Source organism: Actinacidiphila glaucinigra (assembly GCF_900188405.1).
Lineage (GTDB): Bacteria > Actinomycetota > Actinomycetes > Streptomycetales > Streptomycetaceae > Actinacidiphila > Actinacidiphila glaucinigra.
This window is the reverse complement of sequence record NZ_FZOF01000003.1, coordinates 111,854-138,024: the sequence shown is the minus strand read 5'-3', so window position 1 is coordinate 138,024 and position 26,171 is coordinate 111,854. Positions and strand designations below refer to the sequence as shown.

Here is a 26,171-nt window from a genome sequence, read left to right as displayed (position 1 = left end):
AGCTCCTCTTGAGCATCAGCATCTCCGACCTGGTGAAGGTGCGGACCCACCACCCCGAGGCGATCGCCGAGGCCGCCGCCCGCCGTGTCCGGCGCCCGCTCGTCGGCGACAGCGGCCGGCTGATGATCCTCGCCGCGGACCACCCCGCGCGGGGCGCCTTCGCCGTGGGGGACCGCGAGTTCGCCATGGCCAACCGCGTCGACCTGCTGGAGCGGCTGTGCACCGCGCTCTCCCGCCCCGGTGTGGACGGGGTCCTCGGCACCGCGGACATCCTGGAGGACCTGCTGCTGCTCGGCGCGCTCGAGGGCAAGGTCGTCATGGGGTCGATGAACCGCGGCGGCCTGGCCGGCGCCTCCTTCGAGCTCGACGACCGCTTCACCGGCCACCGCGCCCAGGACATAGCCCGGCTCGGCTTCGACGCGGGCAAGCTGCTGCTGCGCATCAGCTACGAGGACAGCGGCTCGCTGAGCACCATGGTCGCCACCGCCCGTGCCATCGACGAGATGGCCGAGCACCGGCTCCCGGTCTTCGTCGAGCCCTTCATATCCCGCCGCGTCGACGGCCGGGTCCGCAACGACCTCAGCGCGGAGGCCGTCACCAAGTCCATCGCCATCGCCTCGGGTCTCGCCGGGACCTCCGCCTACACCTGGCTCAAGGTGCCCGTCACCGAGGACGTCGACGACATGGCCACCGTCATGGAGGCCTCCACCCTGCCCGCCGTCCTGCTCGGCGGCGAGGTGGGCAGGGAACAGGACGCGGTCTACGAGAAGTGGCGCAAGGCGCTGCGGCTGCCCACCGTCCAGGGCCTGGTCGTCGGCCGCACCCTGCTCTACCCGCCGGAGGGCAGCGTGGAGACCGCCGTCGACACCGCCGTCGGTCTGCTGTGAAGTCCTGGTCGAACCGCGAGAAGTGCGAGGCCCACGCCATGACCAGCACCGAGAACCACCTGGCCGCCGGGAAGGCCGCCGCCGGCCCGTACGCCGTCGACGTCGACCCCGGCCGGGCCGGCTGGGAGCACTCCTCGCTGCGGATCCTGGACCTCCCGCCCGGCGGACGGCACGAGTTCGCCACCGGCGACAGCGAGTGGATCGTGCTCCCGCTCTCCGGCGGCTGCGAGGTCTCCGCCCAGGGCGAGACGTTCCGGCTCACCGGGCGCGAGAGCGTGTTCACGGCGGTCAGCGACTTCGCGTACGTCCCGCGCGACGAGACGGTGACCCTCACCACCGCCTCCGGGGGCCGCTTCGCCCTGACCGGAGCCCGCTGCGAACGCCGGCTGCCCGCCCGCTACGGACCGGCCTCCGCCGTCCCCGTCGAACTGCGGGGCAGCGGCAGTTGCAGCCGCCAGGTCAACAACTTCGGCGCCGCCGGTGTCTTCGAGTGCGACCGCCTGATCGCGGTCGAGGTGCTCACCCCGGCGGGCAACTGGTCGTCCTTCCCACCGCACAAGCACGACGAGGACCGCGAGGGCGAATCGCGCCTGGAGGAGATCTACTACTTCGAGATCGCCCCGGCACACGGCAGGGAGGGCATCGGATACCAGCGCGTCTCGCCCTCCGGCAACGGCCGGGGCACCGACGTCCTCGCCGAGGTCCGGGGCGGCGACGTCGTCCTCATCCCCGACGGCTGGCACGGCCCCTCGATGGCCGTCCCCGGCCACGACATGTACTACCTCAACGTCATGGCGGGCCCGGGGGAGGAGCGCGCCTGGCTGATCTGCGACCACCCCGACCACGCCTGGATCCGGGACACCTGGCCGGACCAGCCCGTCGACCCGCGTCTGCCCCTGTACACCGCCCCCGCCGCCCCCGGCGAAGCCCCCGAGAGGTCCTGATGAGCAGCCAGTCCGTACGCCGCCTCACGGTCGCCCAGGCGCTGGTGCGGTTCCTGTCCGCGCAGTACACCGAGCGCGACGGAGTCCGCCGCCGGCTCGTCGCCGGCACGTGGGGCATCTTCGGCCACGGCAACGTCGCCGGCATCGGCCAGGCGCTGGTGGAGTACCGGCAGGAGATGCCGTACCACCAGGGCCGCAACGAGCAGGCCATGGTGCACGCCGCCGTCGGCTACGCCCGCCAGCTCAACCGGCTGTCCGCGCAGGCCGTCACCACCTCCATCGGCCCCGGCGCCACCAACCTCGTCACCGGTGCGGCGCTCGCCACCGTCAACCGGCTGCCGGTGCTGCTGCTCCCCGGCGACTCCTTCGCCAACCGGGTCCCCGACCCGGTGCTCCAGCAACTGGAGCACACCCAGTACGGCGACGTCTCCGTCAACGACACGCTGCGCCCGGTCTCCCGCTGGTTCGACCGGATCACCCGGCCCGAGGCGCTGATCCCGTCCGCGCTCCAGGCGATGCGGGTGCTCGCCGACCCCGCCGAGACCGGCGCCGTCACGCTCGCCCTCCCGCAGGACGTCCAGACCGAGGCGTACGACTGGCCCGAGGAGTTCTTCGCCGAGCGCGTGTGGCACGTACGCCGCCCGGCCCCCGAGGCCGCCGAACTCGCCGCCGCCGCCGAGGCGGTGCGCACCGCCCGGCGTCCGCTGATCATCGCGGGCGGCGGCGTCCACCACAGCGAGGCCGAGCCGGCCCTGGAGGCACTGGCCGAGGCGACCGGCATCCCCGTGGCCTCCACGCAGGCGGGCAAGGGCTCACTGCGCCACGACCACCCGGCCGACCTCGGCGGCGTCGGCCACACCGGCACCGCCGTCGCCGACGACATCGCGCGCACCGCCGACCTGGTCATCGGCGTGGGCACCCGCTACACCGACTTCACCACCGCCTCCTCCACGCTCTTCGCCGCTCCCGGGGTCCGCTTCCTCAACCTCAACATCACCGGCTTCGACGCCCACAAGCTCGGCGCCCGCACCCTGGTCGGCGACGCCCGCACGAGCCTCGAAGCCCTCGCGCAGGCCGTGGCGGGACACCGCGTCGAGCCGGAGTACGAGGCCGAGTACCGCGCCGGCAAGGAGCGCTGGGAGCGTGTCGTCGACGCCGCGTACGCCGCGGACGACACCGACCGCCCCACCCAGACCCAGGTCCTCGGCGCCCTGGACTCGGTGGTCGGCGACGACGACGTGCTGATCAACGCCGCCGGCTCCCTCCCCGGTGACCTGCACAAGCTGTGGCGCGCCCGCTCCCCGCGCCAGTACCACCTGGAGTACGGCTACTCCTGCATGGGCTACGAGATCCCGGCCTCCATCGGTGTGCGGATGGCGGCGCCCGACCGGCCCGTGTGGGCGCTCGTCGGCGACGGCACCTACCTGATGATGCCGACGGAGATCGTGACCGCCGTCCAGGAGGGCCTGAACATCAACCTCCTCCTCATCCAGAACCACGGATACGCCTCCATCGGCGGACTGTCCTCCGAGGTCGGCGGCGAGCGCTACGGCACCGCCTACCGCTACCGCGCCGCCGACGGCTCCTTCACCGGCGACCCGCTCCCCGTGGACCTCGCCGCCAACGCCGCCAGCCTCGGGATGGACGTGCTGCGCGCGGAAACGGTGCGCGAACTGCGCGAGGCGCTGGCCGCCGCCCGTGCCTCCGACCGTCCGACCTGCGTGTACGTCGAGACCGACCCCACACCGACGGCCCCCGCCGCCCAGGCGTGGTGGGACGTGCCGGTCGCCGAGACCGCCTCCCGCGAGGCGGCCGTCGAGGCCCGCAAGTCCTATGAGCGGCACCTGGGCGACCGCCGCCGCCACCTGTGAGGGGGCGCCCCGCAACCCGCTCCCGGAACCCCGCACCACCGACCGCACCGGCCCGTCCACAGGCCCTCGAGAAGGCGTGGATCCTCATGTTCGGACAATGTGATGTCAGAGTTTCCTGAGATCGAGACCGGCGGATACGCTCCCCCTGTGTCCAAAGCAGAGTCCGCGCCGCTCGAGTTCGAGGTGGACCGCTCCAGTCCGGTGCCGCTGTACTACCAGCTCGCCCAGCAGCTGGAGGGCGCCATCGAGCACGGCAGGCTCGCCCCGGGCAGCCTCCTGGGCAACGAGATCGAACTCGCCGGACGCCTCGGTCTCTCCCGGCCGACCGTCCGGCAGGCCATCCAGTCCCTGGTCGACAAGGGGCTGCTGGTGCGCCGGCGCGGCGTGGGCACCCAGGTCGTGCACAGCCAGGTCAAGCGGCCCCTGGAGCTGAGCAGCCTCTTCGACGACCTCCAGGCCGCCGGGCAGAGCCCCGCCACCCAGGTGCTGCGCAACGAGACCGAGCCGGCCACCGCCCAGGTCGCCGCCGCCCTCGGCATCGCGGAGGGCAGTGACGTCGTCGTACTCCAGCGGCTGCGCTTCACCCATGGCGAGCCGATGGCCCACATGTGCAACTACCTGCCGCCCGGACTCATCCCCCTGGACAACGCCAAGCTGGAGTCCACCGGTCTCTACCGCATGATGCGCGCCGCCGGGATCACCCTGCACAGCGCCCGTCAGTCGGTCGGTGCCCGCTGCGCCACCGAGGCGGAGGGCGAGCTGCTCGCCGAGGAGCCGGGAGCGGCGCTGCTCACCATGAGCCGGACGACGTACGACGACACCGGACGGGCCGTCGAGTACGGCACGCACATCTACCGCGCCTCCCGCTACGCCTTCGAGTTCCAGCTGCTCGTACGGGCCTGAACGGCCGCGGAACCCCCCCTTCCGCAAGCATCGCCCCCTGTGACGGATACTTGGTCGGTTCCAAGACCAGCAGGGAAAGGCACGACGTGGAGAGCGCGAACAGGGGAAAGCGTGCGCTCGGTGCGCTACTGACAGTGGTCATCGGTGTGGCGCTGGCGGGCTGCAGCAGCACCGGAGGCCTGCGCGCGGAGCAGCGGGCCAAGGAGGCCCAGGCCAACGGTTCGGCCGTCGACACACCGAAGTGGACGGTCGCCATGGTCACCCACGCCGGTGCCGGCGACAGCTTCTGGGACATCGTCCAGAAGGGCGCCCGGCAGGCCGCCGCCAAGGACAACATCAAATTCCTGTACTCCAACAGCGACCAGGGCAAGGACCAGGCGCAGCTGGTGCAGACGGCCATCGACCAGAAGGTCGACGGCCTGGTCGTCACGCTCGCCAAGCCCGAGGCCATGAAGGACGTGGTCCTGAAGGCGGAGAAGGCGGGCATTCCGGTCATCACCATCAACTCCGGGTCCGCCCAGTCCAAGGAGTTCGGGGCCCTGGCCCACATCGGCCAGGACGAGACCATCGCCGGCGAGGCGGTCGGCGACGAGCTCACGGAGCGCGGCAGGAAGCACGTCCTGTGCGTGCTGCACGAGCAGGGCAACGTCGGCCACGAGCAGCGCTGCGCGGGCGTGAAGAACACCATCGAGGGCACGACGGAGAACCTCTACGTCAACGGCACCAACATGCCCGACGTCCAGTCCGCCCTCCAGGCCAAGCTGGCGGCCGACCGCTCCATCGACGCCGTCGTGACCCTCGGCGCGCCCTACGCCGCGACCGCCGCCAAGGCGAAGGATCAGGCGGGCAGCCAGGCCGAGGTCGACACCTTCGACCTCAACGGGCAGGTCGCGGCCGCGCTGGAGGCCGGCACCATCGGCTTCGCCGTGGACCAGCAGCCGTACCTGCAGGGATACGAGGCCGTCGACCTGCTGTGGCTCTACCGCTACAACGCCGACGTCCTCGGTGGCGGCAAGCCCGTGCTCACCGGCCCGCAGATCGTCACCAAGGACGACGCGGCCGCGCTGAAGGACTACGCGAAGCGGGGCACCCGATGACCGCGGACAGCCTCGCGCCCCCGAGACGGCTCGGGAACCGCCTGTTCGGCCGCCCCGAGCTGGGCGCGGTCGTCGGCGCCGTGGCCGTCTTCGTCTTCTTCTCGGTGGCCGCCGACTCCTTCCTGCGGCCGGCGAGCCTCGGGACCGTCCTGTACGCGGCGTCCACCATCGGGATCATGGCGGTGCCGGTGGCGCTGCTGATGATCGGCGGCGAGTTCGACCTGTCGGCGGGCGTCCTGGTGACGTCCTCCGCCCTGGTGTCGTCGATGTTCAGCTACCAGATGACGGCGAACGTCTGGGTGGGCGTCGGCGTCTCGCTGCTCGTCACCCTCGCCATCGGCTTCTTCAACGGCATCATGCTCTCCCGCACCAAGCTGCCGAGCTTCATCATCACGCTGGGCACCTTCCTGATGCTCACCGGCCTCAACCTGGGCTTCACCAAGCTCATCGACGGGACGGTCAGCACCAAGTCCATCGCCGACATGGAGGGCTTCGCCTCGGCGCGTGCGCTGTTCGCCTCGCACCTGACCATCGGCGACGTCGGCCTCCAGGTCACCATCCTGTGGTGGATCGTCCTGGTCGCCGTCGCCACCTGGGTGCTGCTGCGCACCCGCGCCGGCAACTGGATCTTCGCGTCCGGCGGCGGCCCCGACGCGGCCCGCGCGGTCGGCGTCCCCGTCACCCGTACGAAGACGGGCCTCTACATGGCCGTGGCCTTCTGCGCGTGGATCTCCGGGCAGCACCTGCTGTTCTCCTTCGACGTGGTGCAGTCGGGAGAGGGCATCGGCAACGAGTTCCTGTACATCATCGCCGCCGTGATCGGCGGCTGTCTGATGACCGGCGGCTACGGTTCCGCCATCGGCTCGGCGGTCGGCGCGTTCATCTTCGGCATGACCAGCAAGGGCATCGTCTACGCCGAGTGGAACCCGGACTGGTTCAAGTTCTTCCTGGGCGCCATGCTGCTGCTGGCGACGCTGCTCAACGCCTGGGTCCGCAAGCGGGCGGAGGCGGCGAAGTGACGGCCCTGGTGAAGCTGACCGGCGTCAGCAAGGCGTACGGGCACGTGCGCGCCCTGGAGGACGTCTCCCTGGAGGTGCACGCGGGGGAGATCACCTGCGTCCTCGGTGACAACGGCGCCGGGAAGTCCACGCTGATCAAGATCATCGCGGGGCTGCACCAGCACGACCGGGGCAGCTACGAGATCGAGGGCGCGCCCGTGCGCCACGCGTCCCCCCGCGAGGCGCTCGACCACGGCATCGCCACCGTGTACCAGGACCTGGCGGTCGTCCCGCTGATGCCGGTGTGGCGGAACTTCTTCCTCGGCTCCGAGCCGAGGAAGGGCCGCGGCCCCTTCAAGCGCCTGGACGTCGCCATGATGCGGGAGACGACCCGCACGGCCCTGCGCGACATGGGCATCGACCTGCGCGACGTGGACCAGCCCATCGGCACCCTGTCGGGCGGGCAGCGCCAGTGCGTCGCCATCGCCCGGGCCGTGCACTTCGGGGCCAAGGTGCTCATCCTCGACGAGCCCACGGCGGCGCTCGGCGTCCGGCAGTCCGGCGTCGTCCTGAAGTACGTCGCCGCGGCGCGGGACGCCGGGCTCGGCGTGGTCCTCATCACGCACAACCCCCACCACGCCCACCTCGTCGGCGACCGCTTCGTCCTGCTGCGCCGCGGCACCATGACCGGCTCCTACACCAGGGACGGGATCACGGTGGACGAGCTCACCCGGGAGATGGCGGGAGGCACGGACCTGGAGGCCCTCGCCCACGAGCTGCGCCGCCCGGCGCCGTGACGGCGGGCGGGCGGCCCCGGCCGCCCGCCCCGCGCACCCGCCCGCCGTCGCGGCGGGCCGGGGCCACGCCCCCGCGACCACCGGCACTTTAGAATCACTCGGAGAAACGCCCCCGACCCCGGAGAGACGAGCCTTGCGAGCGACGACCGAGCTGCAGTTCGGGACCGAGTCCGGGATCGGAACCACGGGGGTGAACCGATGAGCATGTACCGAGGTGCCGCCCGCACCTCCAGCAGCTCCACACTGCTGAGCACGGTGGGCCGCCGTGAGCGCCGCTCACACCTCACCGCGCCCCGCGTCCCCACCGTCGGCATCGACATCGGCGGCACCAAGGTGATGGCCGGCGTGGTCGACGCGGACGGCAACATCCTGGAGAAGCTGCGCACCGAGACCCCGGACAAGAGCAAGAGCCCGAAGGTGGTGGAGGACACCATCACCGAGCTCGTCCTCGACCTGTCCGAGCGCCACGACGTGCACGCCGTCGGCATCGGCGCGGCCGGCTGGGTCGACGCGGACCGCTCACGGGTGCTCTTCGCGCCCCATCTGTCGTGGCGTGACGAGCCGCTGAAGGCCCGCCTCACCGAGCGCCTGCGCGTTCCCGTCATGGTGGACAACGACGCCAACACCGCCGCCTGGGCGGAATGGCGCTTCGGCGCGGGCCGCGGCGAGAACGACCTCGTCATGATCACGCTCGGCACCGGCATCGGCGGCGCCATCCTGGAGGACGGCCATGTCAAGCGGGGCCGCTACGGCGTCGCGGGCGAGTTCGGCCACATGCAGGTGGTGCCCGGCGGGCACCGCTGCGCCTGCGGCAACCGCGGCTGCTGGGAGCAGTACAGCTCGGGCAACGCCCTGGTGCGCGAGGCCCGCGAGCTGGCGGCGGCCGAGTCCCCGGTGGCGTACGGGATCATCGACCGGGTCGGCGGCCAGGTGCGGGAGATCACCGGTCCGCTCATCACGGAGCTCGCCCGTGAGGGTGATGCGATGTGCGTCGAGCTCTTCCAGGACATCGGCCAGTGGCTGGGCGTCGGCATCGCCAACCTCGCCGCGGCCCTGGACCCTTCCTGCTTCGTCATCGGCGGCGGCGTCAGCGCGGCCGACGACCTGCTGATCGCCCCGGCCCGCGACGCGTTCCGGCGCCACCTGACCGGGCGCGGCTACCGGCCGGAGGCGCGTATCGTCAAGGCGCAGCTCGGCCCGGAGGCCGGGATGGTCGGCGCCGCGGATCTGGCGCGGCTGGTCGCGCGCCGCTTCCGGCGGGCCAACCGGCGGCGGGTCGAGCGGTACGAGCGCTACGCGAAGGTTGTCGGCAAGTGAGTGCCATGCCCCCGAGGAAGCCGCCGCGCTGGGTGCAGTGGACGGTCGTCCCGCTGCTGATCCTGGTCCCGATCGGCTATGTGATCATCTCCGCGGAGCAGAGCCGGGACAGCGGCGAGGAGAAACAGCAGCAGGCCGCCGCCACCACGCTCACCCACCTGTGGCCCACCAAGGTGCAGCGGCGGATCTACGAGGTGACGATCCCGTCCGGTTCGGATCCGGTGGCGTACCTGGAGACCAACAACTGGGCGTCCAGCTCCTTCTACGTGCAGTTCCGCACCAACCAGGGCGGCCTGGACACCTTCCTCGCCCAGTACGGCAAGAGCCGCTCCGCCCTCGCGGACGCCGACGTGACGGTGAGTCCCAAGCAGGCCCGCACCGTGCGCTGGACCTTCGGCGCGGACCGCCGGTGGGCGGGCCTCAAGCTCAAGCAGCACGGCGACAAGCCGGACCACAACATCACGGTCGACTTCTCCGACACGGACCATCCCGTGGTCTATGTCGTGTCCACGATAAACTTCCGCTGATCGGCGCCCAGGCGCCCCAAGGGTTCCGCGCCGTCGCGGGGCCCGGCCGTCGACGCCCGCGAACGCCTGGATAGCGTGGAGCGAGTGAGCGACGAGCAGAGCCCCAAGACCCTCCAGCACCGCATCGACGGCCCGCAGGACGCGCCGGTCCTGGTCCTCGGCCCCTCACTGGGCACGACGTGGCACATGTGGGACCGGCAGATACCCGAGTTGACCCGGCAGTGGCGGGTCCTGCGGTACGACCTCCCTGGGCACGGCGGTGCGCCCGCCGACCCCTCCATCTCCACCGCGGACCTCGCCGACCGCCTGCTGCGCACCCTGGACGAGGCCGGCGTCGAGCGCTTCGGCTACGCGGGCTGCGCCTTCGGCGGCGCCATCGGCACCCAGCTCGCGCTGCGCGCCCCGCAGCGCGTCGCCTCGCTCGCCCTGGTCTCCTCGGCAGCCCGCTTCGGCACGCCCGACGCCTGGCGGCAGCTCGGGGTGGTCGTGCGCGCCAACGGCCTGGAACAGATCGCCCTGAGCGCCCCAGAGCGCTGGTTCGCCCCCGCCTTCCGTGAGGTCCAGGCCGCCATCGTGGACTGGTCCGTCCAGATGGCCCGCGCCGTCGACCCCGAGTGCTACATCGCCGCCTGCGAGGCGCTGGCCGCTTACGACGTGCGCGCGGAGCTGGGCCTGATCACCGTGCCGACGCTGGTCCTGGGCGGCGCCGAGGACCAGGTGACGCCGCCGGCCGACGCCCGGGCCCTGGTCGCCGGCATACCCGACGCGCGGCTCGCGGTCGTCCCCGGAGCCTCGCACCTGGTGCCGGTCGAACAGCCCGCCGCCGTGGGCGAGCTCCTCGCGCGCCACTTCGAGGCCACCTGGACCGAGCAGCCCGCGGCCGTGGCCGTACCCGCGCAGCCCGCCCCCTTCGTCCCCGAGCCGGCACCGGCGGCGGCCCCTGCGCGGCCCGCCCCGCAGTACCAGGGCGGCACTGCGGCCGGGCCGGACCGGTACGCCGAGGGCGACCGGACCCGGCGCGAGCTCCTGGGCGACGCATACGTCGACCGGGCGGCCGAGGAGACCGAGGAGGCCGCCGGGGACTTCGAGGACTTCGTCACCCGCTACGCCTGGGGCGAGGTCTGGAACCGGCCCGGGCTCGACCGGCGGACCCGCAGCGTCATCACCCTGACCGCGCTCGTCGCCGGCGGCCACCACACGGAACTGGCCGCACACACCAGGGCCGCGCTCCGCGGCGGCCTCACCCCGGCCGAGATCGAGGAGGTGCTGCTGCACACCGCCGTCTACTGCGGGTGCCCGCCGCCACCTCCGCCTTCGCGGTGGCGCGGCGGGTCATCCGGGAGGAGACTCGGCCACGGGAGTGAGCCCGCGCGCACGGCGACCTGGTCGCCCCGTCAGCCCATCGGCATCTCCACCTGGATACGGCGTGTGCGGCGCGCGGGGCCTCGGCCATGATGGCCATGCAAAGGATCACCGCTCCGGAGGAGAGTCATGAAGCTGACGAAGAGGGGCCACGCCTGCGTGCGGCTGGAGAAGGACGGGCGGGCGCTCGTCATCGATCCCGGAGGCTTCACCGAGCCGGACGCGGCGGTGGGTGCCGAGGCGATCCTCGTCACGCACGAGCACCCGGACCACTTCAACGAGCAGCAGCTGCGCGCCGCCCTGGAGGCCGACCCCGCCGCCGAGATCTGGACCCTGAAGAGCGTCGCCGACCAGGTCTCGGCCGCCTTCCCGGGCCGGGTCCACACCGTCGGCGAGGGCGACACCTTCAGTGCGGCCGGCTTCGACGTCGAGGTGCACGGCCAGATGCACGCCGTGATCCACCCCGACATCCCGCGCATCACCAACGTCGGCTTCCTCGTCGACGGCTCCCTCTTCCACCCCGGCGACGCGCTGACCGTGCCCGGCCGGTCCGTCGAGACGCTGCTGCTGCCCGTGCACGCGCCCTGGAACAAGGTCTCCGAGGTCATCGACTACCTCCGCGAGGTGAAGCCGGCCCGCGCCATCGACGTGCACGACGGGCTGCTCAACGACCTCGCCCGCACCATGTACGACCGGCTGCTCGGCCCCGACGGGCCCGGCGTCGGCGGCGCGGAGCACGACAGGATGGCCTCCGGCGACAGCACCGACCTGGGCTGACGTCCCAGGCCGGCGACCTGCCGCGGACGGTCTCCGGGAACGCCCCGGGACCGGTTGTCGTAGGCGGGCGGTACATTCGGGTCCATGCGCATCGCCACCTGGAACGTCAACTCGATCACCGCCCGCCTGCCGCGGCTGCTGGCCTGGCTGGAGAAGAACAGCCCGGACGTGCTGTGCATCCAGGAGACCAAGTGCGCCGAGGAGCAGTTCCCGTTCGACGAGCTGCGCGCCCTCGGCTACGAGACCGCCGTCAACGCCACCGGCCGGTGGAACGGCGTCGCCCTCCTGTCCAAGGTGGGGCTCGAGGACGTCGTCGTCGGCCTGCCCGGCGGCCCGCTGTACGAGGAGGTCGACGAGCCCCGCGCGGTCTCGGCGACCTGCGGCCCGGTCCGGGTCTGGTCGGTGTACGTGCCCAACGGCCGTGAGGTCGGCCACGAGCACTACGCGTACAAGTTGCGCTGGTTCCAGGCGCTGCGCGCGGCGGTCGCGCAGGACGCGGCGGGCGAGCGTCCCTTCGCCGTCCTCGGCGACTACAACGTGGCGCCCACCGACGAGGACGTGTGGGACCCGTCGGTCTTCGAGGGGATGACCCACGTCACCCCCGCCGAGCGGGAGGCGCTGGCGCACCTGCGCGAGGCCGGGCTCAGCGACGTGGTGCCCCGCCCCCTGAAGTACGACCGTCCCTACACCTACTGGGACTACCGTCAGCTGGCCTTCCCCAAGAACCGCGGCATGCGGATCGACCTGGTCTACGCGAACCAGTCCTTCGGCAAGGCGGTCGGCGACGCCTACGTCGACCGCGAGGAGCGCAAGGGCAAGGGCGCCTCCGACCACGCCCCGGTCGTGGTCGACCTCGACGTCTGACCGGTCCGGGGGAGGCCCACCGCGAAGCGCCCGCCGGCCCTGCGCTGGAATTCGACGTGGCCGCGCAGCCCCGGCGGGCAGGGCAGGTGCAAGGTGGCCGGGTGCGCCACCTCGCGCAGGTCCACCACCAAGGCGTCGTCCGGTAGCCCGGCCAGCACGGCGGCCAGCTCCGGGTCGGCCTCCGGGCGGGCCCGGCCCACCGGGGTGCCCCGCACGTCGGGCCGGTAGGAGAAGACGTGCGAGGTCTCGGCGAGCCGCTCCAGCACCGCGGCGTGCTCCGGGACCGTCCCGTCCGCCCGTTCCGGCAGCGACACCGGCCCGGGCCCTGACTCCCGTCCCGCCTCGGGCGCCATGCGGTCCAGGGCGGCGAGCCCCGCCCCGGCGAGCAGGGTGACCCAGTCGACCAGCGAGGGCGCCACGTACGCCCAGGTGTCTAGGAAGACCCCGGTGGCCGCGAACACCCGGCCCCAGGCACCCGTGTCCCCGTCCACGTCGACGAAGAGCGTGTCCCCGCCGGACTCGTGCAGCAGGTGCGCGGTGCCCGGCGGCCCCACGGCCCAGCCGCCCGGGTGCAGACCGCGCTCGGGGGCCAGCCGGTACTCCTCCAAGTCGCCGATGCGGATCGACCTCACCCTGCCGACCAGGTGCCGCACCTCGTGCGGCAGCGGCACGCCCCATGCCGCGACCTCGGCGTCGTCCGCGCCGGGTGCCAGCCGCACCGCCCCCGGGGCCCGTGCTGCCAGCTCCTCCAGCAGGCGCCAGGCGCGGTCCGCCTCCCGCACCCCGGCTTCCCGTTCATCCCGCATTGCGTGGCCCTTCTCGCGCCGTGCAGCCTTACGTTACGTATTGTGCGGCAACGGAACGTATACAACGTGTCGTTACCGTTGGCATACGCCCGCGCGTACGCTCCGGCCATGAAGAGCTTCTCCGTCGACATCGCCGCCGCCGTGCTCGAACCCGAGCCCCTGGATCCGGGGCAGATCGTCTCCGGCTCGCCGGAGGTGACCGGGAAAGTGCTGTGGCGGTCGCCCGACGGCACCCGCACGAGGGGGATCTGGCAGATCACCCCGGGCGTGGTGACCGACACCGAGGCGGACGAGATGTTCGTGGTCGTCAGCGGGCGCGCCACCGTCGAGGTGGAGGGCGGACCGACCCTGGAGCTCGGCCCGGGCGACGTCTGCGTCCTCCGCGAAGGAGACAGCACGACATGGACCGTCCACGAGACACTGCGGAAGGCCTACGCCATAGGCTGATGCCCATGGACATCTCCTTCCTGGACAGGTGGCGCAAACGGTACGGCGAGGTCCGCGGCGCGGCCGTACCGGAGTCCCTCGCCGAGGACCCGGAAGGAGTCGCCGAACTGCTCTCGGAGTGCGAGCTGCTGCGTGCCAGGGCCGAGGCCGAGGGAGTCGAACTGGACGACACGTCCGTCTCCTTGGAGCGTCTGGACCAGCTGGTCCCGCGCTGGCGCGACGACCCGGACGAGCTGTCCTGGCTCGGCAACGACGCCGGGCTCTACCTCGGCACGGTCGTCGTGCGCACCGTGCCGGGCGCCAGCTGGCAGATCTGGCCCAACGGCCGGCCCGTCATCCTGCTGGCCTCCGGCCGTGAACTCGACGTCGTCGAGGCCGGCCACGAGTGGGCGGAGAGCGGCACCCCGGAGCTGTCCCAGGTCTACGCCGAAGCCTCCGAGGCCTGAGCGCCGCCAGGGCACGTGGCCGGGCGCCTAGATGACGCGTTCGGCCTCGCCGAGCATGGCCTCGAACCAGCGGTCGAAGCCGTAGAGCAGCGAACCGGGCGGGGTGGCGGAGAGCCGGTAGACCAGCGAGCCACGTGGGTCCGCCGGCGGTCCGATGACAGAGACGAAGGCGGCGCCGTCGAGGCGTACCAGCCGCCACACCGGCGTGGTGCGGTACCGGTAGACCTCGAGGTGAATCGTTCCTTCTTCGGCGAGGGCGCCGAGCATGTCCTCCGCGAAGCGCAGGCTCGAGGCGAAGAAGCGCGGTGTCTCGCCGACCTCCTCCGCGATCCGGGCGACCGCCGGGCTCTCCGGGTGCAGCAACAGCAGCCGCATACGGGCCGGGGACCGCCCCCGGCGCGTCAGCGGCCCGCGCAGCAGCGAGTCGCCGAGCGCCAGCAGCCCCAGGGCGCGCACCCCGACCACGTCCACCGCGTCGGCGCCTGCCGCCACCTCGCGGATCTCCGCGGCCGCCTCCGGCTTGGTCAGCGCGACCGCGGCGACCTGCGGATGGTCCATCAGGTCCCGGACGCCGTAGGAGCGCAGACGGCGCGGCGCGAGCCCCATGAGCAGCCGCGCGTGGTCCGGCATGAGCAGGCCCTGCGCGATCCGCTCGAACACGTCGAACCGCACCACCGAACGGCGGCCCCGCACGATCTCGTTGACCCGGCCCTGCAGCAGCCCCGTCGCGGCCGCGATGCGCGACTGGCTCGCGCCCCCGTACTGCTGCGCGAACCGCAGGATCGCTCCGGCGTCGCGGGTCCGCAGGGCCTCGCGTATCTCCTCGCGCTCCCAGGCCCACGCGGGGATTTCGACGGCATCACCGGAAACCGGTTCCGACATCCACGACTCCCGTCCACCCCGTCGGCGTTCCACCGGCGTTACCAGCGGGTATGTCGTGGTGAGAATAGCGCGGGGGTATCGCGTGCACGTGGGCTTCACGGGAATGCTCGGCGCCACCTACGACACCTGTGAGGTGGTCACATGGGGGACAACCTGGCCGCGCGGCCCCCGTTCCGGCGCGTCGCCCCCGGCGCCGGCCGGGATGCGGGCGGCGAGTCGCCCCCGGATACCCTCCATACCCACGATCCGGCGGCCGAACCCGTTCCGGCCCCGCCCGCCACGGTGCTGCTGGGTGAGGTCTTCCTGCCCGCCGACGACCTGGCGCCCGCGCAGGCGCGCCGCATCCTGGCGGCGACCCTGGACGTGTGGGGTCTCGGGTACCTGCTGGACACCGCGGGCATCGTGCTCGCCGAGCTCGTCTCCAACGCCGTACGGCACGCCGGCGGCCGGCGTGGGGGCGTGATGCTGTCGCGGCGGCTGACGCTGGTGCACATGTCGGTCCGCGACGGCTCCCGCACTCCGCCCTGCCTGGTGCTGACCGGGCGGGTCCCCGACACGACCGGGAGCACCCGCGGTCTCCAGGTGGTTTCAGCCCTCACGTACCGCTGGGGGACAGAACTCCTCCCGGGCGGCAAGCGTGTCTGGGCCGAGATCGCCGTCTGACGGGGCGTCGGGAGGTGCATGATGGGGTCATGGACTCCCTGCAGCAGATGCCCAACATCGGCGCGGTCCTGGCCGAGCGCCTCCGCAGCGCCGGCGTGCCGGACGCCGACGAGCTGCGCCGACTCGGATCCGGAGGGGCCTTCGCGATGATCCGCGAGGGGCTTCCCGAGGACGCCCGCACCCACACCCTGCTCGCCCTCGAGGGCGCGATCCGCGGTACCCGCTGGACCGCCATCCCCAAGGCCGACCGCGACGCGCTGGTCGGCCGGGTGCTCGGCGAGGGCCACGCGGGCGCTGCCGCCGGAGGCCGATAGCCACAGTACGCAGACACCGCCGCCGGCGGCGGGGCGCGGCCTCACCGGACCCCGTCAGGACGAGAAGTCGATGCTGTACGCCACGCGCCAGCGGTCGGCGCGGATCACCGTGTCCGAGGTCTCGACGGCGCGGTCGTCGGCGTCGAAGTGCGTCCGCTGGACCGCCGTCACGCACTGTCCGTGCGCGCAGCCGAGCGCCTGTGCCTCCCAGCCGGTGGCCGGCCGCGACTCCAGGATCTCGCGGGCCCGTACGACGCGGACCCCGATCGCGGCCAGCCGCCCCCGCACCCCGCGACGGGCGTAGGGGCCGCGCTCGGGGTGCGCGACGTCCGTGCCGTCGGTGATGGCCAGCGGCTCCCAACTGGTGGCGAGCTGCACGGGCCGGCGGTTTGCCAGGTACTCGTAACGGGTCATCACCACCGGGTCGCCGGTGGCGATGCCCAGCCGCTCGGCGATGGCCGGCGGGGCGGTCATGGTGACGGTCGAGGCCTCCCAGTCCACCTCCGCGGTGTCTCCGACGACCCGTGTGGCGAAGGGCGAGTCCACGGAGCCCGTGCCGCGGTCGAGCGTCGCGCGGGCGGAACGGTCCACCACGAACACCCCTCGCCCGAACTGCCCTTCGACGTATCCCGCCGCCTTCAGCACGCGCACGGCCCGGTCGACGGTCTGGTCGCTCGCCCGGTAGGCCTCCTTGAGCCGGGAACGGGAGGGGATGGGGGACTCGGGCTTGAGGAGTCCCTCGTCGATCCGCCGCATGAGGTCGTCGGCGATCCACTGGTACACCGGCCCCGGCTCGGCCATCCGCGCCGTCCTCTCTCCCGCTCGTGGCACGACCTTAGGTACGCAGGCCACGGCTGCGTACCGAGGTACGCACGCTACGGGAGTGACGGTCGGCGAAGCGGTACGGAGAGCCGCGAGGGCTGCGCCGCCGGGGAGGAGAAGGCCAGGCCGGAGATGCTCGACGCGGAGGGGGCCGACGGTGTCCGCGGCCGCCGCCCGGCCGCGGCCGGCCGGGATCTCGTAGGCGGTGGAGTACGGCATCAGGTCCACTCCGAAGGGGGCCTTCGGGTGTTCGCTCCCCGCCCCGGTGACCGAGGGCGTCACACTGCCGATACGTCCGGATGCGGTGCGCCGGCAGCGGTTGCCGGGCCTGAGGGAACGTCAGTCCGTCGAGCGAACTTGCGACACATCCATTGACTCGGGACGCGCGGGGCGCCGAGTCTGAACCCGTCAGCGTCGACAGGGGGAGGGCCCGATGGGTGTCGGACGTGCATCGATCCTGGGAGCGGCCGTGGCGTCGGCCGCGCTCGTGCTCACCGCGGTGAGCACGGTTCCGGCCACCGCGCACACGCGCGACGGCCACCGTCCGGGACACGGCCACGGCAACGGCCACCGGGACGCGTACGTCGCGCTCGGGGACTCGTACACCTCGGGACCGCTCATCCCCGACCAGGTGGACGCCAACTGCGCCCGGTCGAACCGCAACTACCCCTCGCTGGTCGCGCAGCGCCTGAGAGGCACGACGCTCACCGACGTGAGCTGCGGCGGGGCCACCACCGCCGAGATGTGGAAGGCGCAGGGCAGCAACCCACCGCAACTGGACGCCCTGAGCCGGCGTACCTCCCTGGTCACCCTGCAGATCGGCGGCAACGACGTCGGCTTCGGCAGCATCATCCGCACCTGCGCGGGCGCCGCGGTCTCCGACCCGACCGGCAATCCCTGCCAGAAGTACTACTCGGCCGGCGGCACCGACCAGTTGCGGGCCGCCGTGGAGGCGACGGCGCCGAAGATCGACGCCGTGCTCGACGCCATCCACCACCGCGCGCCGCGGGCCCGTGTCGTGGTCGTCGGCTACCCGGCGCTGCTCCCCGACAGCGGCGTCGGCTGCCGCCCGGCCGTGCCCTTCGCCGACGGGGACTTCGCCTACCTCCGGGACACCGAGAAGCGGCTCAACGCCATGCTGGCCCGGCGTGCCAAGGCCGCCCACGCGACCTATGTCGACACCTACACCCCGACCGTCGGCCACGACATGTGCACGGCCCCGGGCGTCCGCTGGATCGAGCCGCTCACACCCGCCGCTCCGGCCGCGCCCGCCCACCCCAACGCGCTGGGTGAGAAGGCCATGGCCGCCGCCGTCCTGGACCGGCTCTGCGTCCGCGGCCGCATATGACGGGGCCGCGGGGGCCCGTGCCCCCGCGGCCGCCCGTCCGGCGCCGGGCCCGTCACTCCGCGGCGACGGCCACCGGGCGACTGGCGGGGGTCCTGGCCTCACGGGTGACGTCGGCGACGACCTCCACCACATCGGGTCCGTAGGCGTCGGAGTTGACGACCTTCAGCAGCAGGCAGAAGGTGCCGTCCACTCCGTACTTGCGGGACAGCCGCAGGTAGTGGCGGGCGAGGTAGCGCACGGCGGCCTGGTTGGTCACCCCGCGCTGGCCGGAGGCGAGGAAGACCGGGCGGTTGTTCCCGGTGTTCTCGTCGGCGGCCAGCCGGGCCAGGAAGACATACTCCACCTTGCCCTTCTCCATGCGGTAGGTCTCGCCGCCCACGGTCAGCGCGCCCTGGTCCTCGACGGGCCCGGTGAAGTCGTTGACCTGGAAACCGGGCAGCATGGAGCGCAGGTGCGCCGCCATGCGATGGTTGGATATGGGACCGCCGATGCAGAACTCCGTGCGCGCGCCGAAGCCCTGCCACGCGGTGTCGTGGGGCAGGATCTCGGCGTGCGCAGCGCACTCCTTGATCAGCGCGGACAGTTCGATCAGCGCGAAGACGTCATGGCGCGCCACGCTCCATCCCCGCGTCGAGCCCGGATCGCGGTTGATCACCATCAGGCACTCCGAGCCGGAGGGCAGCCCGAAGAAACGCTGTTTGCGGTGCAGCTTGCGCCGCCACAGGTACGTGCGGACGAACCAGCCCAGCGCGGCGCTGATACCGCTCGCGGCCAGTCCCAGGAGGATGTTGCGCACGTCGTCGCTCATGGGCCGGGATGGTAGTTGAGGCGTTCCTGACGAGAAAGGCAGGGTGGGGTTAGGCTGCCCGGACGGTCGCCCCAGTGGAGGTCCACGTATGCGTCGTCACGCTGTACGGAGTCTGTCGCTGCTCGCCGTAACCGCCACCGCCGCGTTGTCGGTGGCCGCGGCCCCGCCAGGGGTGGACGCCCGCGCACGGGACGCCACGCCCGCCAAGGTCCCGCTCGCCGTCGGCTACGGGGGCGCGGTCTCCAGTGTCGACGCCGACGCTTCCGCCGCGGGCATCGAGGTGCTGCGGCGCGGGGGGAACGCCGTGGACGCCGCGGTCGCCACCGCGGCCGCCCTGGGTGTCACCGAGCCGTACTCCGCGGGAGTCGGCGGCGGCGGTTACTTCGTCTACTACGACGCCAAGCACCGCAAGGTCCACACCATCGACGGCCGTGAGACGGCCCCCAGGAGCGCCACCGACAAGCTCTTCGTCGAGAACGGGCAACCCCTTCCCTTCAACGACGCCGTCACCAGCGGTCTGAGCGTCGGCGTTCCCGGCACGCCCGCGACCTGGGACACCGCCCTGCGGTCCTGGGGCAGCCGCAGCCTGCGGGACGTGCTGGGGCCGGCCGAGCGCCTCGCGCACGACGGCTTCGCCGTGGACGCGACCTTCCGCAGCCAGACGGAGGCCAATCAGGCGCGCTTCAAGGACTTCCCGGCCACCGCGGCGCTCTTCCTGCCCGGCGGGCAACCGCCCGCCGTCGGCTCCACCCTCAAGAACCCCGATCTCGCCCGCACCTACGCGGAGCTGGGCCGCAAGGGCGTCTCCGCCGTCTACAGCGGCGGCATAGGCGCCGACATCGTGAACACCGTGCGCAAGCCGCCGGTGGACCCGGCGGCGACCCGCGTCGTCCGCCCGGGCGACCTCACGACGGCGGACCTCAAGGCCTACAAGGCCAAGCCGCAGAGCCCCACCCGCGTCTCGTACCGCGGTCTGGACGTCTACGGCATGGCCCCCTCCTCCTCCGGCGGCACCACGGTGGGCGAGGCGCTGAACATCCTGGAGCGCACCGGCAGGCTCTCGCGGCTGTCCGAGGCGCAGTACCTGCACCGCTTCCTCGAGGCGAGCCGGATCTCGTTCGCCGACCGCGGTCGCTGGGTCGGCGACCCGGCCTTCGAGAAGGTCCCGACCTCGGGGCTGCTGTCCCGGAAGTTCGCCGACTCCCGGGCCTGCCTGATCAAGGACGACGCGGTGCTGACCAGCCCGGTCGCCCCGGGGGACCCGTACCACCCGGCGCGCTGCGCCAGTGGCGGCAAGGCCGCCCCGACGACGTACGAGGGCGAGAGCACCACGCACCTCACGGTCGCCGACAAGTGGGGCAACGTCGTCGCGTACACGTTGACGATCGAGCAGACCGGCGGCAGCGCGATCACCGTCCCCGGGCGCGGTTTCCTGCTGAACAACGAGCTGACCGACTTCTCGTTCGTCCCGGCCAGTCCCGCCGTCCACGACCCGAACCTGCCGGGCCCCGGGAAGCGGCCCCGCTCCTCGATGTCGCCGACGATCGTGCTCAAGGACGGCCGTGTCGACTTCGCGCTGGGCTCGCCCGGCGGCGCCACGATCATCACCACCGTGCTGCAGGTGCTCACCGAGCACGTCGACCGCGGCATGCCGCTGGTGGACGCGATCGCCGCGCCGCGTGCCAGCCAGCGCAATGCCGCGGCCACCCAGGTCGAGCCCGCCTTCCTCGCGAGCGACGTGGCGGCGGAGCTGAAGGACATCGGGCACAGCTTCGCCGACGCGGGTGAGATCGGCGCCACGACCGGCGTGCAGCGGCTGCCGGACGGCCGCTGGCTCGCCGCCGCCGAGACGGTGCGCCGCGGCGGCGGCTCGGCGATGGTGGTTCAGAGCACCACGCGGTAGTGGGTCGTCAGGCGCCGCTCGTCGTCCAGCACATGGAAGGCGACGCCGGGCGGCGCCGAGCGGTCGGCCACCGAGCCGTCCTGCTCGCCCTCCCACGGCATGCGCAGCGTCCACGTCACCCCGGGCGCGGCGATCAGCGGCCGCCCGCCGAAGGTGGTGGCGGCGGGCGTGTGCGCGTGCCCGGTCAGGACGGCGACCACCTCCGGGTGCGCGGACAGCAGTTCCTCCAGGGCCGCGGGCCGGCCGAGCCGGTAGCCGTCGGGCAGCGGATGGTGCAGGGCGACGGGCGGATGGTGGAAGGCCAGCAGCGCCGGGGTGCCGGGGGCCAGCCCGCCCAGGGTCGCGGACACCCACCCCAGGGTCTCCTCGTCGAGGAGGCCGTCGTCCTCGCCCGGGATCGTCGAGTCGCACATCAGGACCGCGGTCCCGGCCACGAGGTGCGCCCGGTTCACCGGTCCCGTCTCCTCGGCCTCGCCCAGCAGCGCCTTGCGGTAGGCGGCCCGCCGGTCGTGGTTGCCCGGACAGGGAAGGACCGGGAAGGGCGCGTCGAGGATCCGGACGGCCTCCTCGTACTCGGCCGGGGCGCCGTGGTCGGCGATGTCGCCGGTGACCAGCAGCGCGTCCGGCGGCCGCGGGAGCCCGCGCAGATAGGACATGACGCGGGTGGCGCGCTCCGTCGAGCGTTCGGTGCCGTCCAGATGCAGATCGCTGATGTGAGCCAGCAGCATGGGCCGCTCCCCTCCAGGCTTAATGCTTGATTACTCTTCTGCCATTAGAACGGTAGGGTGCGGCCGGCGGACGATCAAGAGGAGGGGCGCTGTGGAGCGCTACCTGGCCCTGGAACTGGTGAGCACCATCCGGCACGACGGCGACGGAGGGGTCGCCGACGACCTCGTCGATCCCTCCGCGCTCACGGCCTGGGTCCGCGAACACGTCCCCGACTACGGAGACTTCACCGCGGACGGCGCCGCGCTCGCCGATGTCCTCGCCCTCCGCCGCGCCGTGCGCGCCCTCTTCGCCCGCGCCGTGGCGCCGGCACAGCCCAGCTCCGCCGACGCTCGGCGCCTGACGCCCGCCGAGCAGGCCCTCGCGCACCTCAACGCCGCCGCGGCGCGGGTCCCCGTCGTGCCCCGGCTTGTGTGGGAAGCGGAGGAGGCGCCCGTGGCCCGCCTCGTGCCCGCGGCGGAGGGTGACGACCCCGCCGCCCGGGTCGTCGCCGAACTCGCCCGCGCCGCCGTCGGCTTCCTCGCAGGACCCGAGCGCGAACGGCTGCGGGCCTGCACCGCGCCCCGCTGCGTCCGGTACTTCGTGAAGTCCCACGGCCGCCAGGAGTGGTGCAAGCCGTCCTGCGGCAACCGCGCCCGTGTCGCACGCCATTACCGCCGTCACCACCCGGAGGCGGCCCCGTCCTGAGGCCCGGGGACGCCCTGGTGCCGGGCCGCCGGTGAGGGGGCGCACCGCCGTGCCTCCGCGCGGGGTCCGGGCGCCCGTGCAACCTCCGCCCCCTGCGTGAAAACTCTCCGTAGCGCCGCCGTAACACGACGGGTGTCGAATGCCGTGCGGACCACACGCTTCCGCCGCCGGGCGGCGGGCAGGGAGGAGCGAGCGTGGAACGCGGGGCGCGCAGCCAGGTCATCGGCTCGGTCGACGAGTTCGCCCGGTACCTCCGGGGGCTCGTCGGCGCGGTGGGCGACACGCCCGGCTGGTACGCGGTCTTCGCCGAACGCGATCCCGAAGGCGTCAGGGCCTGGCTCGACGGGTCCGACGTCCCGCCGTGGGACGTCGTCCTCTCCCTGCTCCAGCACGCCGCCGCCGCGCGCGGCACCCACCCGGAGGAGGCGGCGGCCGAGCCCGCCCGCAGACTGCACGCCGCCGCCGTCGCCGCCCATGACGCCGCACCGGGCGGCGAGGCGGCGCTGAGCACGCGACTGGACGCCTTATCCAGGGAACGCCGGTACGCGGTGCTGCACGAGCGCGACGTCGCCGCCGCGCTGCGTGCGGCCGCCACCCCCGCCGAGGCGGAGCGCCTCGGCAACGAGCTCGCCTGGGCCCGCGACGACCGCGAACGGGCCGTCGCGCGCTGCGCGGAGTTCCAGGCGCGCCTGGACGCGGTCCGCTCCCGCCCCGTCGTTCCCGAGGGCTGGTTCCGCCCGCAGACGGCCCCGGCCTCCCGCGTGCCGGCACCCCGCGCCCCGGCCGCGTCCCCGCCCCCGGACGAGGACGCTCCGGCCGCCGCACCCGGCCGTGGTGACGACGACGCCGCCCAGCCCGGGACGGCCCACCGGCCCTCCGCCCGTGGGCGCAGGCAGCGCCCCCGCGGTGGAGCGCGGTACGGCGGTGCCCGCTTCGCCGGCGCACCCGAGGCCGAGGCGGCCGCAGCCCCTGTCGCGCCGCCCGTCGTCGCGGCACCGGAGGGCGGCGCCGCCCCAGGTCCCCGCGGAGCGCGCTTCGCCGGCGCGGCGGGCCGTGAGACGCCCGGCACCCGCGAGGCCGGGCAGCCGCGCACCGACGTCCGTGAGGCGCACGCCCGCAGGGAGGCCGCGCGGCTGGCCGCGGCACGTATGGCGGAACTGCGCCGCACCGGCCGCACCGGCGAGGCGTACGTGCTGATGAGCGAGGCCGTGGCGGGCCCGCCCGAGGACGTCCCCGAGCTCGCGGCCGCGCTGGAGCGGTCGGGACTGGCCGCGGACGTGGCCACCCTGCTGTGGGAGCTGGCCGCACAGCCCCCGCGGCGTCTGGCGGCCGCCGCGACCGCCCTGGACTCCGCCGGCCGCGGCGACGACCGGCGGACCCTGCTGCACCAGGCGGCCGCCAGGCCCGCCGCCGAGGTCGCCGCGACCGCCGAGGCCCTCCTCGACGCCGGCCACCGGGACGCCGCGCTGAGCCTCCTGGCCGCCCTCGTCCGCGCCCGCAGCCCGGAGGCGGCCGCCGGCATCGTCCGCGAGGGCGCCGGGCTCGTCGGCCCGCTCCTGGACGCGGCGGGGCTGGTGTCGGTCTCCAAACGCCGCGACGTGGCCGCCGCACTGCGCCGAGCGGGTCTGCCCGACCGCGAAATCTGATCGGCTTCGTTGAGTAACGGCGCCGGTATTGCCACAGTGGGCTGTGGGCTCTTACGTTCGTCCCAGCGCCGGATCTACGTGCGTAGACCAGCCCGCCGTTCCGGCGTGACCTCGCGTCAAAGGAGCTGTCATGCCCAATGTCGTACGCGCCGCGCTCGTCCAGGCGACGTGGACCGGTGACACCGAGTCGATGATCGCGAAGCACGAGGAGCACGCCCGCGAGGCGGCCGCGCGGGGCGCCCAGGTGATCGGCTTCCAGGAGGTGTTCAACTCCCCGTACTTCTGCCAGGTGCAGGAGGCCGAGAACTACCGGTGGGCCGAGCGGGTGCCGGACGGCCCGACCGTGCAGCGCATGCGGACCCTCGCCCGGGAGACGGGCATGGTGACGGTGGTGCCGGTCTACGAGATCGAGCAGGACGGCTTCTACTACAACACCGCCGCGGTGATCGACGCCGACGGCAGCTATCTCGGCAAGTACCGCAAGCACCACATCCCGCAGGTCAAGGGCTTCTGGGAGAAGTACTACTTCAAGCCCGGCAACCTGGGCTGGCCGGTGTTCGACACGGCCGTCGGCAAGGTCGGCGTCTACATCTGCTACGACCGCCACTTCCCGGAGGGCTGGCGTGCGCTCGGCCTCGCGGGAGCACAGCTGGTCTACAACCCCTCGGCGACCCACCGCGGGCTCTCCTCCTACCTGTGGCAGCTGGAGCAGCCGGCCGCGGCCGTCGCCAACGAGTACTTCGTCGCCGCCATCAACCGGGTCGGCCAGGAACCGGTCTACGGCGACAACGACTTCTACGGCACGTCCTACTTCGTCGACCCGCGGGGCCAGTTCGTGGGCGACGTCGCCTCCGACAAGGAGGAACAGCTGATCGTGCGTGACCTGGACTTCGACCTGATCCCCGCGGTGCGCCAGCAGTGGGCCTTCTACCGGGACCGCCGCCCTGACGCCTACGGCACTCTGACGGAGGCGTGAACACGTCCATGACCATCACCGAGAACCCGCACGCCGCGCTCCTCTCCCGCCACCGGGCCGTGATGCCGCAGTGGCTCGCGACGTACTACCGGGAGCCCATCGAGATCACCCACGGCGAGGGCCGCCACGTCTGGGACGCCGAGGGCCGCCAGTACCTCGACTTCTTCGGCGGCATCCTCACCACCATGACCGCGCACGCCCTGCCGGAGGTCACCGCGGCGATCCGCGAGCAGGCCGGGAGGATCCTGCACTCCTCCACGCTCTACCTGAGCTCCCAGGCCGTCGACCTCGCCGAGCGCATCGCCCGGCTGTCGGGCATCCCGGACGCCCGGGTCTTCTTCACCACCTCCGGCACCGAGGCGAACGACACCGCGCTGCTGCTCGCCACCACCTACCGGAAGTCCAACCAGATCCTGGCGCTGCGCAACAGCTACCACGGACGTTCCTTCTCCGCGATCGGCATCACCGGCAACACCTCCTGGTCGCCGACGAGCCTGTCACCGCTCCAGACGCTGTACGTGCACGGCGGCGTCCGCCACCGCGGCCCTTACGCGCACCTGTCCGACGCCGAGTTCACGGCCGCGTGCGTGGCGGACCTGGAGGACATCCTCGGCCAGGCCAACGGCCAGGTCGCCGCCCTGATCGCCGAACCGGTCCAGGGCGTCGGGGGCTTCACCTCGGGTCCCGACGGGCTGCTGGCCGCCTTCAAGGAGGTCCTCGACCGGCACGGCATCCTGTGGATCACCGACGAGGTGCAGACCGGATGGGGACGGACCGGTGAGCACTTCTGGGGCTGGCAGGCGCACGAGGGTTCCGGCCCGCCGGACATCCTGACCTTCGCCAAGGGCGTCGGCAACGGGCTGTCGATGGGCGGCGTCGTCGCCCGCGCCGAGGTGATGGACTGCCTCACCGCCAACTCCATCTCCACCTTCGGCGGCAGCCCCATCACCACGGCGGGCGCGCTGGCCAACCTCCAGTACCTCCTCGACCACGACCTGCAGGGCAACGCGCGGCGCGTGGGCGGTCTGCTCAGGTCGCGGCTGGAGGCCATCTCGGCCGGGCTCCCGGTGGTGCGCGAGGTGCGCGGCCGCGGGCTGATGCTCGGCCTCGAACTGGCGTCGCCGGCCGCGGCGGGCGTCGTCCTCGAGGCGGCGCGTGAGGGCGGTCTGCTGATCGGCAAGGGCGGCCGGGCCGGCGACGCGCTGCGCATCGCCCCGCCGCTCTCCCTGACCGTCGCCGAGGCGGAGGAGGGCGCCTCGATCCTGGAGGCGGCGCTCAAGCAGGCGCAGAGCGAGCTGGGCGACGGCCCGGCCTGAGGGGACGTCACGACATCGCGTGGACCGGGTCCTTGGC

26 protein-coding genes and 1 pseudogene are annotated in these 26,171 nt (G+C 73.0%); 22 read left to right on the top strand and 5 right to left on the bottom strand.

Features of this window, described 5'->3' with window-relative positions; genetic code table 11:
- Positions 1 to 8 precede the first annotated feature (8 nt).
- The 12 genes and pseudogenes from CHF15_RS07360 (at position 9) to CHF15_RS07305 (ending at position 12,344) form a co-directional block, all read left to right on the top strand.
- Entirely contained in the window at positions 9 to 887 is an 879-nt protein-coding gene (locus CHF15_RS07360) for a Cgl0159 family (beta/alpha)8-fold protein (protein ID WP_018563027.1), read from the top strand.
- Positions 888 to 925: 38 nt separating this feature from the next.
- Positions 926 to 1,831, top strand: a complete 906-nt coding sequence (gene iolB, locus CHF15_RS07355; RefSeq protein ID WP_089223116.1) for a 5-deoxy-glucuronate isomerase — start codon at positions 926 to 928, stop codon at positions 1,829 to 1,831.
- Positions 1,831 to 3,702, top strand: coding sequence for a 3D-(3,5/4)-trihydroxycyclohexane-1,2-dione acylhydrolase (decyclizing) (iolD, locus tag CHF15_RS07350; RefSeq protein WP_089222819.1), 1,872 nt, complete (start codon positions 1,831 to 1,833; stop codon positions 3,700 to 3,702). The genes iolB and iolD overlap by 1 nt, the downstream gene beginning before the upstream one ends.
- Before the next feature lie 183 nt (positions 3,703 to 3,885).
- Positions 3,886 to 4,605 carry a GntR family transcriptional regulator gene (locus CHF15_RS07345; RefSeq protein ID WP_089223115.1) on the top strand — a complete coding sequence of 240 codons (720 nt, stop codon included), beginning with the start codon at positions 3,886 to 3,888 and terminating at the stop codon, positions 4,603 to 4,605.
- Between the two features lie 134 nt (positions 4,606 to 4,739).
- Positions 4,740 to 5,702 (top strand): sugar ABC transporter substrate-binding protein, encoded by a 963-nt coding sequence (locus CHF15_RS07340; protein WP_245938712.1) that lies wholly within the window; start codon positions 4,740 to 4,742, stop codon positions 5,700 to 5,702.
- Complete coding sequence (locus CHF15_RS07335) at positions 5,699 to 6,721, top strand: ABC transporter permease (RefSeq protein WP_089222817.1); 1,023 nt, start codon at positions 5,699 to 5,701, stop codon at positions 6,719 to 6,721. The genes CHF15_RS07340 and CHF15_RS07335 overlap by 4 nt, the downstream gene beginning before the upstream one ends.
- Positions 6,718 to 7,497, top strand: a complete 780-nt coding sequence (locus CHF15_RS07330; protein WP_089222816.1) for an ATP-binding cassette domain-containing protein — start codon at positions 6,718 to 6,720, stop codon at positions 7,495 to 7,497. Before CHF15_RS07335 ends, CHF15_RS07330 begins: the two co-directional genes overlap by 4 nt.
- A gap of 198 nt (positions 7,498 to 7,695) precedes the next feature.
- Positions 7,696 to 8,814, top strand: a complete 1,119-nt coding sequence (locus CHF15_RS07325; protein WP_089222815.1) for an ROK family glucokinase — start codon at positions 7,696 to 7,698, stop codon at positions 8,812 to 8,814.
- Positions 8,815 to 8,819: 5 nt separating this feature from the next.
- Positions 8,820 to 9,341, top strand: a complete 522-nt coding sequence (locus CHF15_RS07320) for a hypothetical protein (protein WP_245938736.1) — start codon at positions 8,820 to 8,822, stop codon at positions 9,339 to 9,341.
- Between the two features lie 84 nt (positions 9,342 to 9,425).
- Positions 9,426 to 10,705, top strand: a pseudogene (pcaDC, locus tag CHF15_RS07315) (bifunctional 3-oxoadipate enol-lactonase/4-carboxymuconolactone decarboxylase PcaDC).
- A gap of 127 nt (positions 10,706 to 10,832) precedes the next feature.
- Positions 10,833 to 11,480 (top strand): MBL fold metallo-hydrolase, encoded by a 648-nt coding sequence (locus tag CHF15_RS07310; protein WP_089222813.1) that lies wholly within the window; start codon positions 10,833 to 10,835, stop codon positions 11,478 to 11,480.
- 84 nt (positions 11,481 to 11,564) lie between these two features.
- Positions 11,565 to 12,344: an exodeoxyribonuclease III gene (locus CHF15_RS07305; RefSeq protein ID WP_089222812.1), complete on the top strand. Its 780-nt coding sequence runs from the start codon at positions 11,565 to 11,567 to the stop codon at positions 12,342 to 12,344.
- Here CHF15_RS07305 and CHF15_RS07300 read toward each other — a convergent pair.
- On the bottom strand, positions 12,269 to 13,150 hold the full coding sequence (locus tag CHF15_RS07300; RefSeq protein WP_143681535.1) for a hypothetical protein: 882 nt from the start codon (positions 13,148 to 13,150) through the stop codon (positions 12,269 to 12,271). The two genes, CHF15_RS07305 and CHF15_RS07300, sit on opposite strands and share 76 nt — an antisense overlap.
- Positions 13,151 to 13,258: 108 nt before the next feature.
- Between CHF15_RS07300 and CHF15_RS07295 the strand changes: the two genes are divergently transcribed.
- A complete protein-coding gene (locus CHF15_RS07295) occupies positions 13,259 to 13,597 on the top strand; it encodes a cupin domain-containing protein (protein ID WP_089223114.1) in 339 nt (112 codons plus the stop codon).
- A gap of 5 nt (positions 13,598 to 13,602) precedes the next feature.
- Positions 13,603 to 14,043: a DUF6278 family protein gene (locus tag CHF15_RS07290; protein WP_018563013.1), complete on the top strand. Its 441-nt coding sequence runs from the start codon at positions 13,603 to 13,605 to the stop codon at positions 14,041 to 14,043.
- Between the two features lie 27 nt (positions 14,044 to 14,070).
- On the opposite strand, the gene CHF15_RS07285 is transcribed toward CHF15_RS07290, so the two are convergent.
- The gene (locus CHF15_RS07285) at positions 14,071 to 14,925 is read right to left on the bottom strand and encodes a hypothetical protein (protein ID WP_089222810.1); all 855 of its coding nucleotides are present in this window, start codon (positions 14,923 to 14,925) and stop codon (positions 14,071 to 14,073) included.
- Positions 14,926 to 15,066: 141 nt separating this feature from the next.
- Here CHF15_RS07285 and CHF15_RS07280 point away from each other — a divergent pair, with 141 nt between their 5' ends.
- Both CHF15_RS07280 and CHF15_RS07275 read left to right on the top strand, forming a co-directional pair.
- The gene (locus CHF15_RS07280; RefSeq protein ID WP_089222809.1) at positions 15,067 to 15,588 is read left to right on the top strand and encodes an ATP-binding protein; all 522 of its coding nucleotides are present in this window, start codon (positions 15,067 to 15,069) and stop codon (positions 15,586 to 15,588) included.
- A gap of 29 nt (positions 15,589 to 15,617) precedes the next feature.
- Positions 15,618 to 15,902 (top strand): TfoX/Sxy family DNA transformation protein, encoded by a 285-nt coding sequence (locus CHF15_RS07275; RefSeq protein WP_018563010.1) that lies wholly within the window; start codon positions 15,618 to 15,620, stop codon positions 15,900 to 15,902.
- Positions 15,903 to 15,956: 54 nt separating this feature from the next.
- Here CHF15_RS07275 and CHF15_RS07270 read toward each other — a convergent pair whose 3' ends face one another.
- Entirely contained in the window at positions 15,957 to 16,703 is a 747-nt protein-coding gene (locus tag CHF15_RS07270) for a GntR family transcriptional regulator (protein WP_089222808.1), read from the bottom strand.
- Between the two features lie 454 nt (positions 16,704 to 17,157).
- Here CHF15_RS07270 and CHF15_RS07265 point away from each other — a divergent pair, with 454 nt between their 5' ends.
- Complete coding sequence (locus CHF15_RS07265; protein ID WP_089222807.1) at positions 17,158 to 18,072, top strand: SGNH/GDSL hydrolase family protein; 915 nt, start codon at positions 17,158 to 17,160, stop codon at positions 18,070 to 18,072.
- Between the two features lie 52 nt (positions 18,073 to 18,124).
- On the opposite strand, the gene CHF15_RS07260 is transcribed toward CHF15_RS07265, so the two are convergent.
- Positions 18,125 to 18,880 (bottom strand): hypothetical protein, encoded by a 756-nt coding sequence (locus CHF15_RS07260; RefSeq protein WP_089222806.1) that lies wholly within the window; start codon positions 18,878 to 18,880, stop codon positions 18,125 to 18,127.
- 88 nt (positions 18,881 to 18,968) lie between these two features.
- Here CHF15_RS07260 and ggt point away from each other — a divergent pair, with 88 nt between their 5' ends.
- The gene (gene ggt, locus CHF15_RS07255) at positions 18,969 to 20,783 is read left to right on the top strand and encodes a gamma-glutamyltransferase (protein WP_089222805.1); all 1,815 of its coding nucleotides are present in this window, start codon (positions 18,969 to 18,971) and stop codon (positions 20,781 to 20,783) included.
- Here ggt and CHF15_RS07250 read toward each other — a convergent pair.
- Positions 20,765 to 21,511 (bottom strand): metallophosphoesterase, encoded by a 747-nt coding sequence (locus tag CHF15_RS07250; protein WP_089222804.1) that lies wholly within the window; start codon positions 21,509 to 21,511, stop codon positions 20,765 to 20,767. The two genes, ggt and CHF15_RS07250, sit on opposite strands and share 19 nt — an antisense overlap.
- Positions 21,512 to 21,602: 91 nt before the next feature.
- Here CHF15_RS07250 and CHF15_RS07245 point away from each other — a divergent pair, with 91 nt between their 5' ends.
- From CHF15_RS07245 to CHF15_RS07230, 4 genes are all read left to right on the top strand, one after another.
- A complete protein-coding gene (locus tag CHF15_RS07245; RefSeq protein WP_089222803.1) occupies positions 21,603 to 22,196 on the top strand; it encodes a CGNR zinc finger domain-containing protein in 594 nt (197 codons plus the stop codon).
- A gap of 194 nt (positions 22,197 to 22,390) precedes the next feature.
- Complete coding sequence (locus tag CHF15_RS46365) at positions 22,391 to 23,842, top strand: hypothetical protein (RefSeq protein WP_265737389.1); 1,452 nt, start codon at positions 22,391 to 22,393, stop codon at positions 23,840 to 23,842.
- Between the two features lie 130 nt (positions 23,843 to 23,972).
- Positions 23,973 to 24,818 (top strand): nitrilase-related carbon-nitrogen hydrolase, encoded by an 846-nt coding sequence (locus CHF15_RS07235; RefSeq protein WP_089222802.1) that lies wholly within the window; start codon positions 23,973 to 23,975, stop codon positions 24,816 to 24,818.
- 8 nt (positions 24,819 to 24,826) lie between these two features.
- Positions 24,827 to 26,134, top strand: a complete 1,308-nt coding sequence (locus CHF15_RS07230; protein WP_089223112.1) for an aspartate aminotransferase family protein — start codon at positions 24,827 to 24,829, stop codon at positions 26,132 to 26,134.
- Positions 26,135 to 26,171 lie beyond the last annotated feature (37 nt).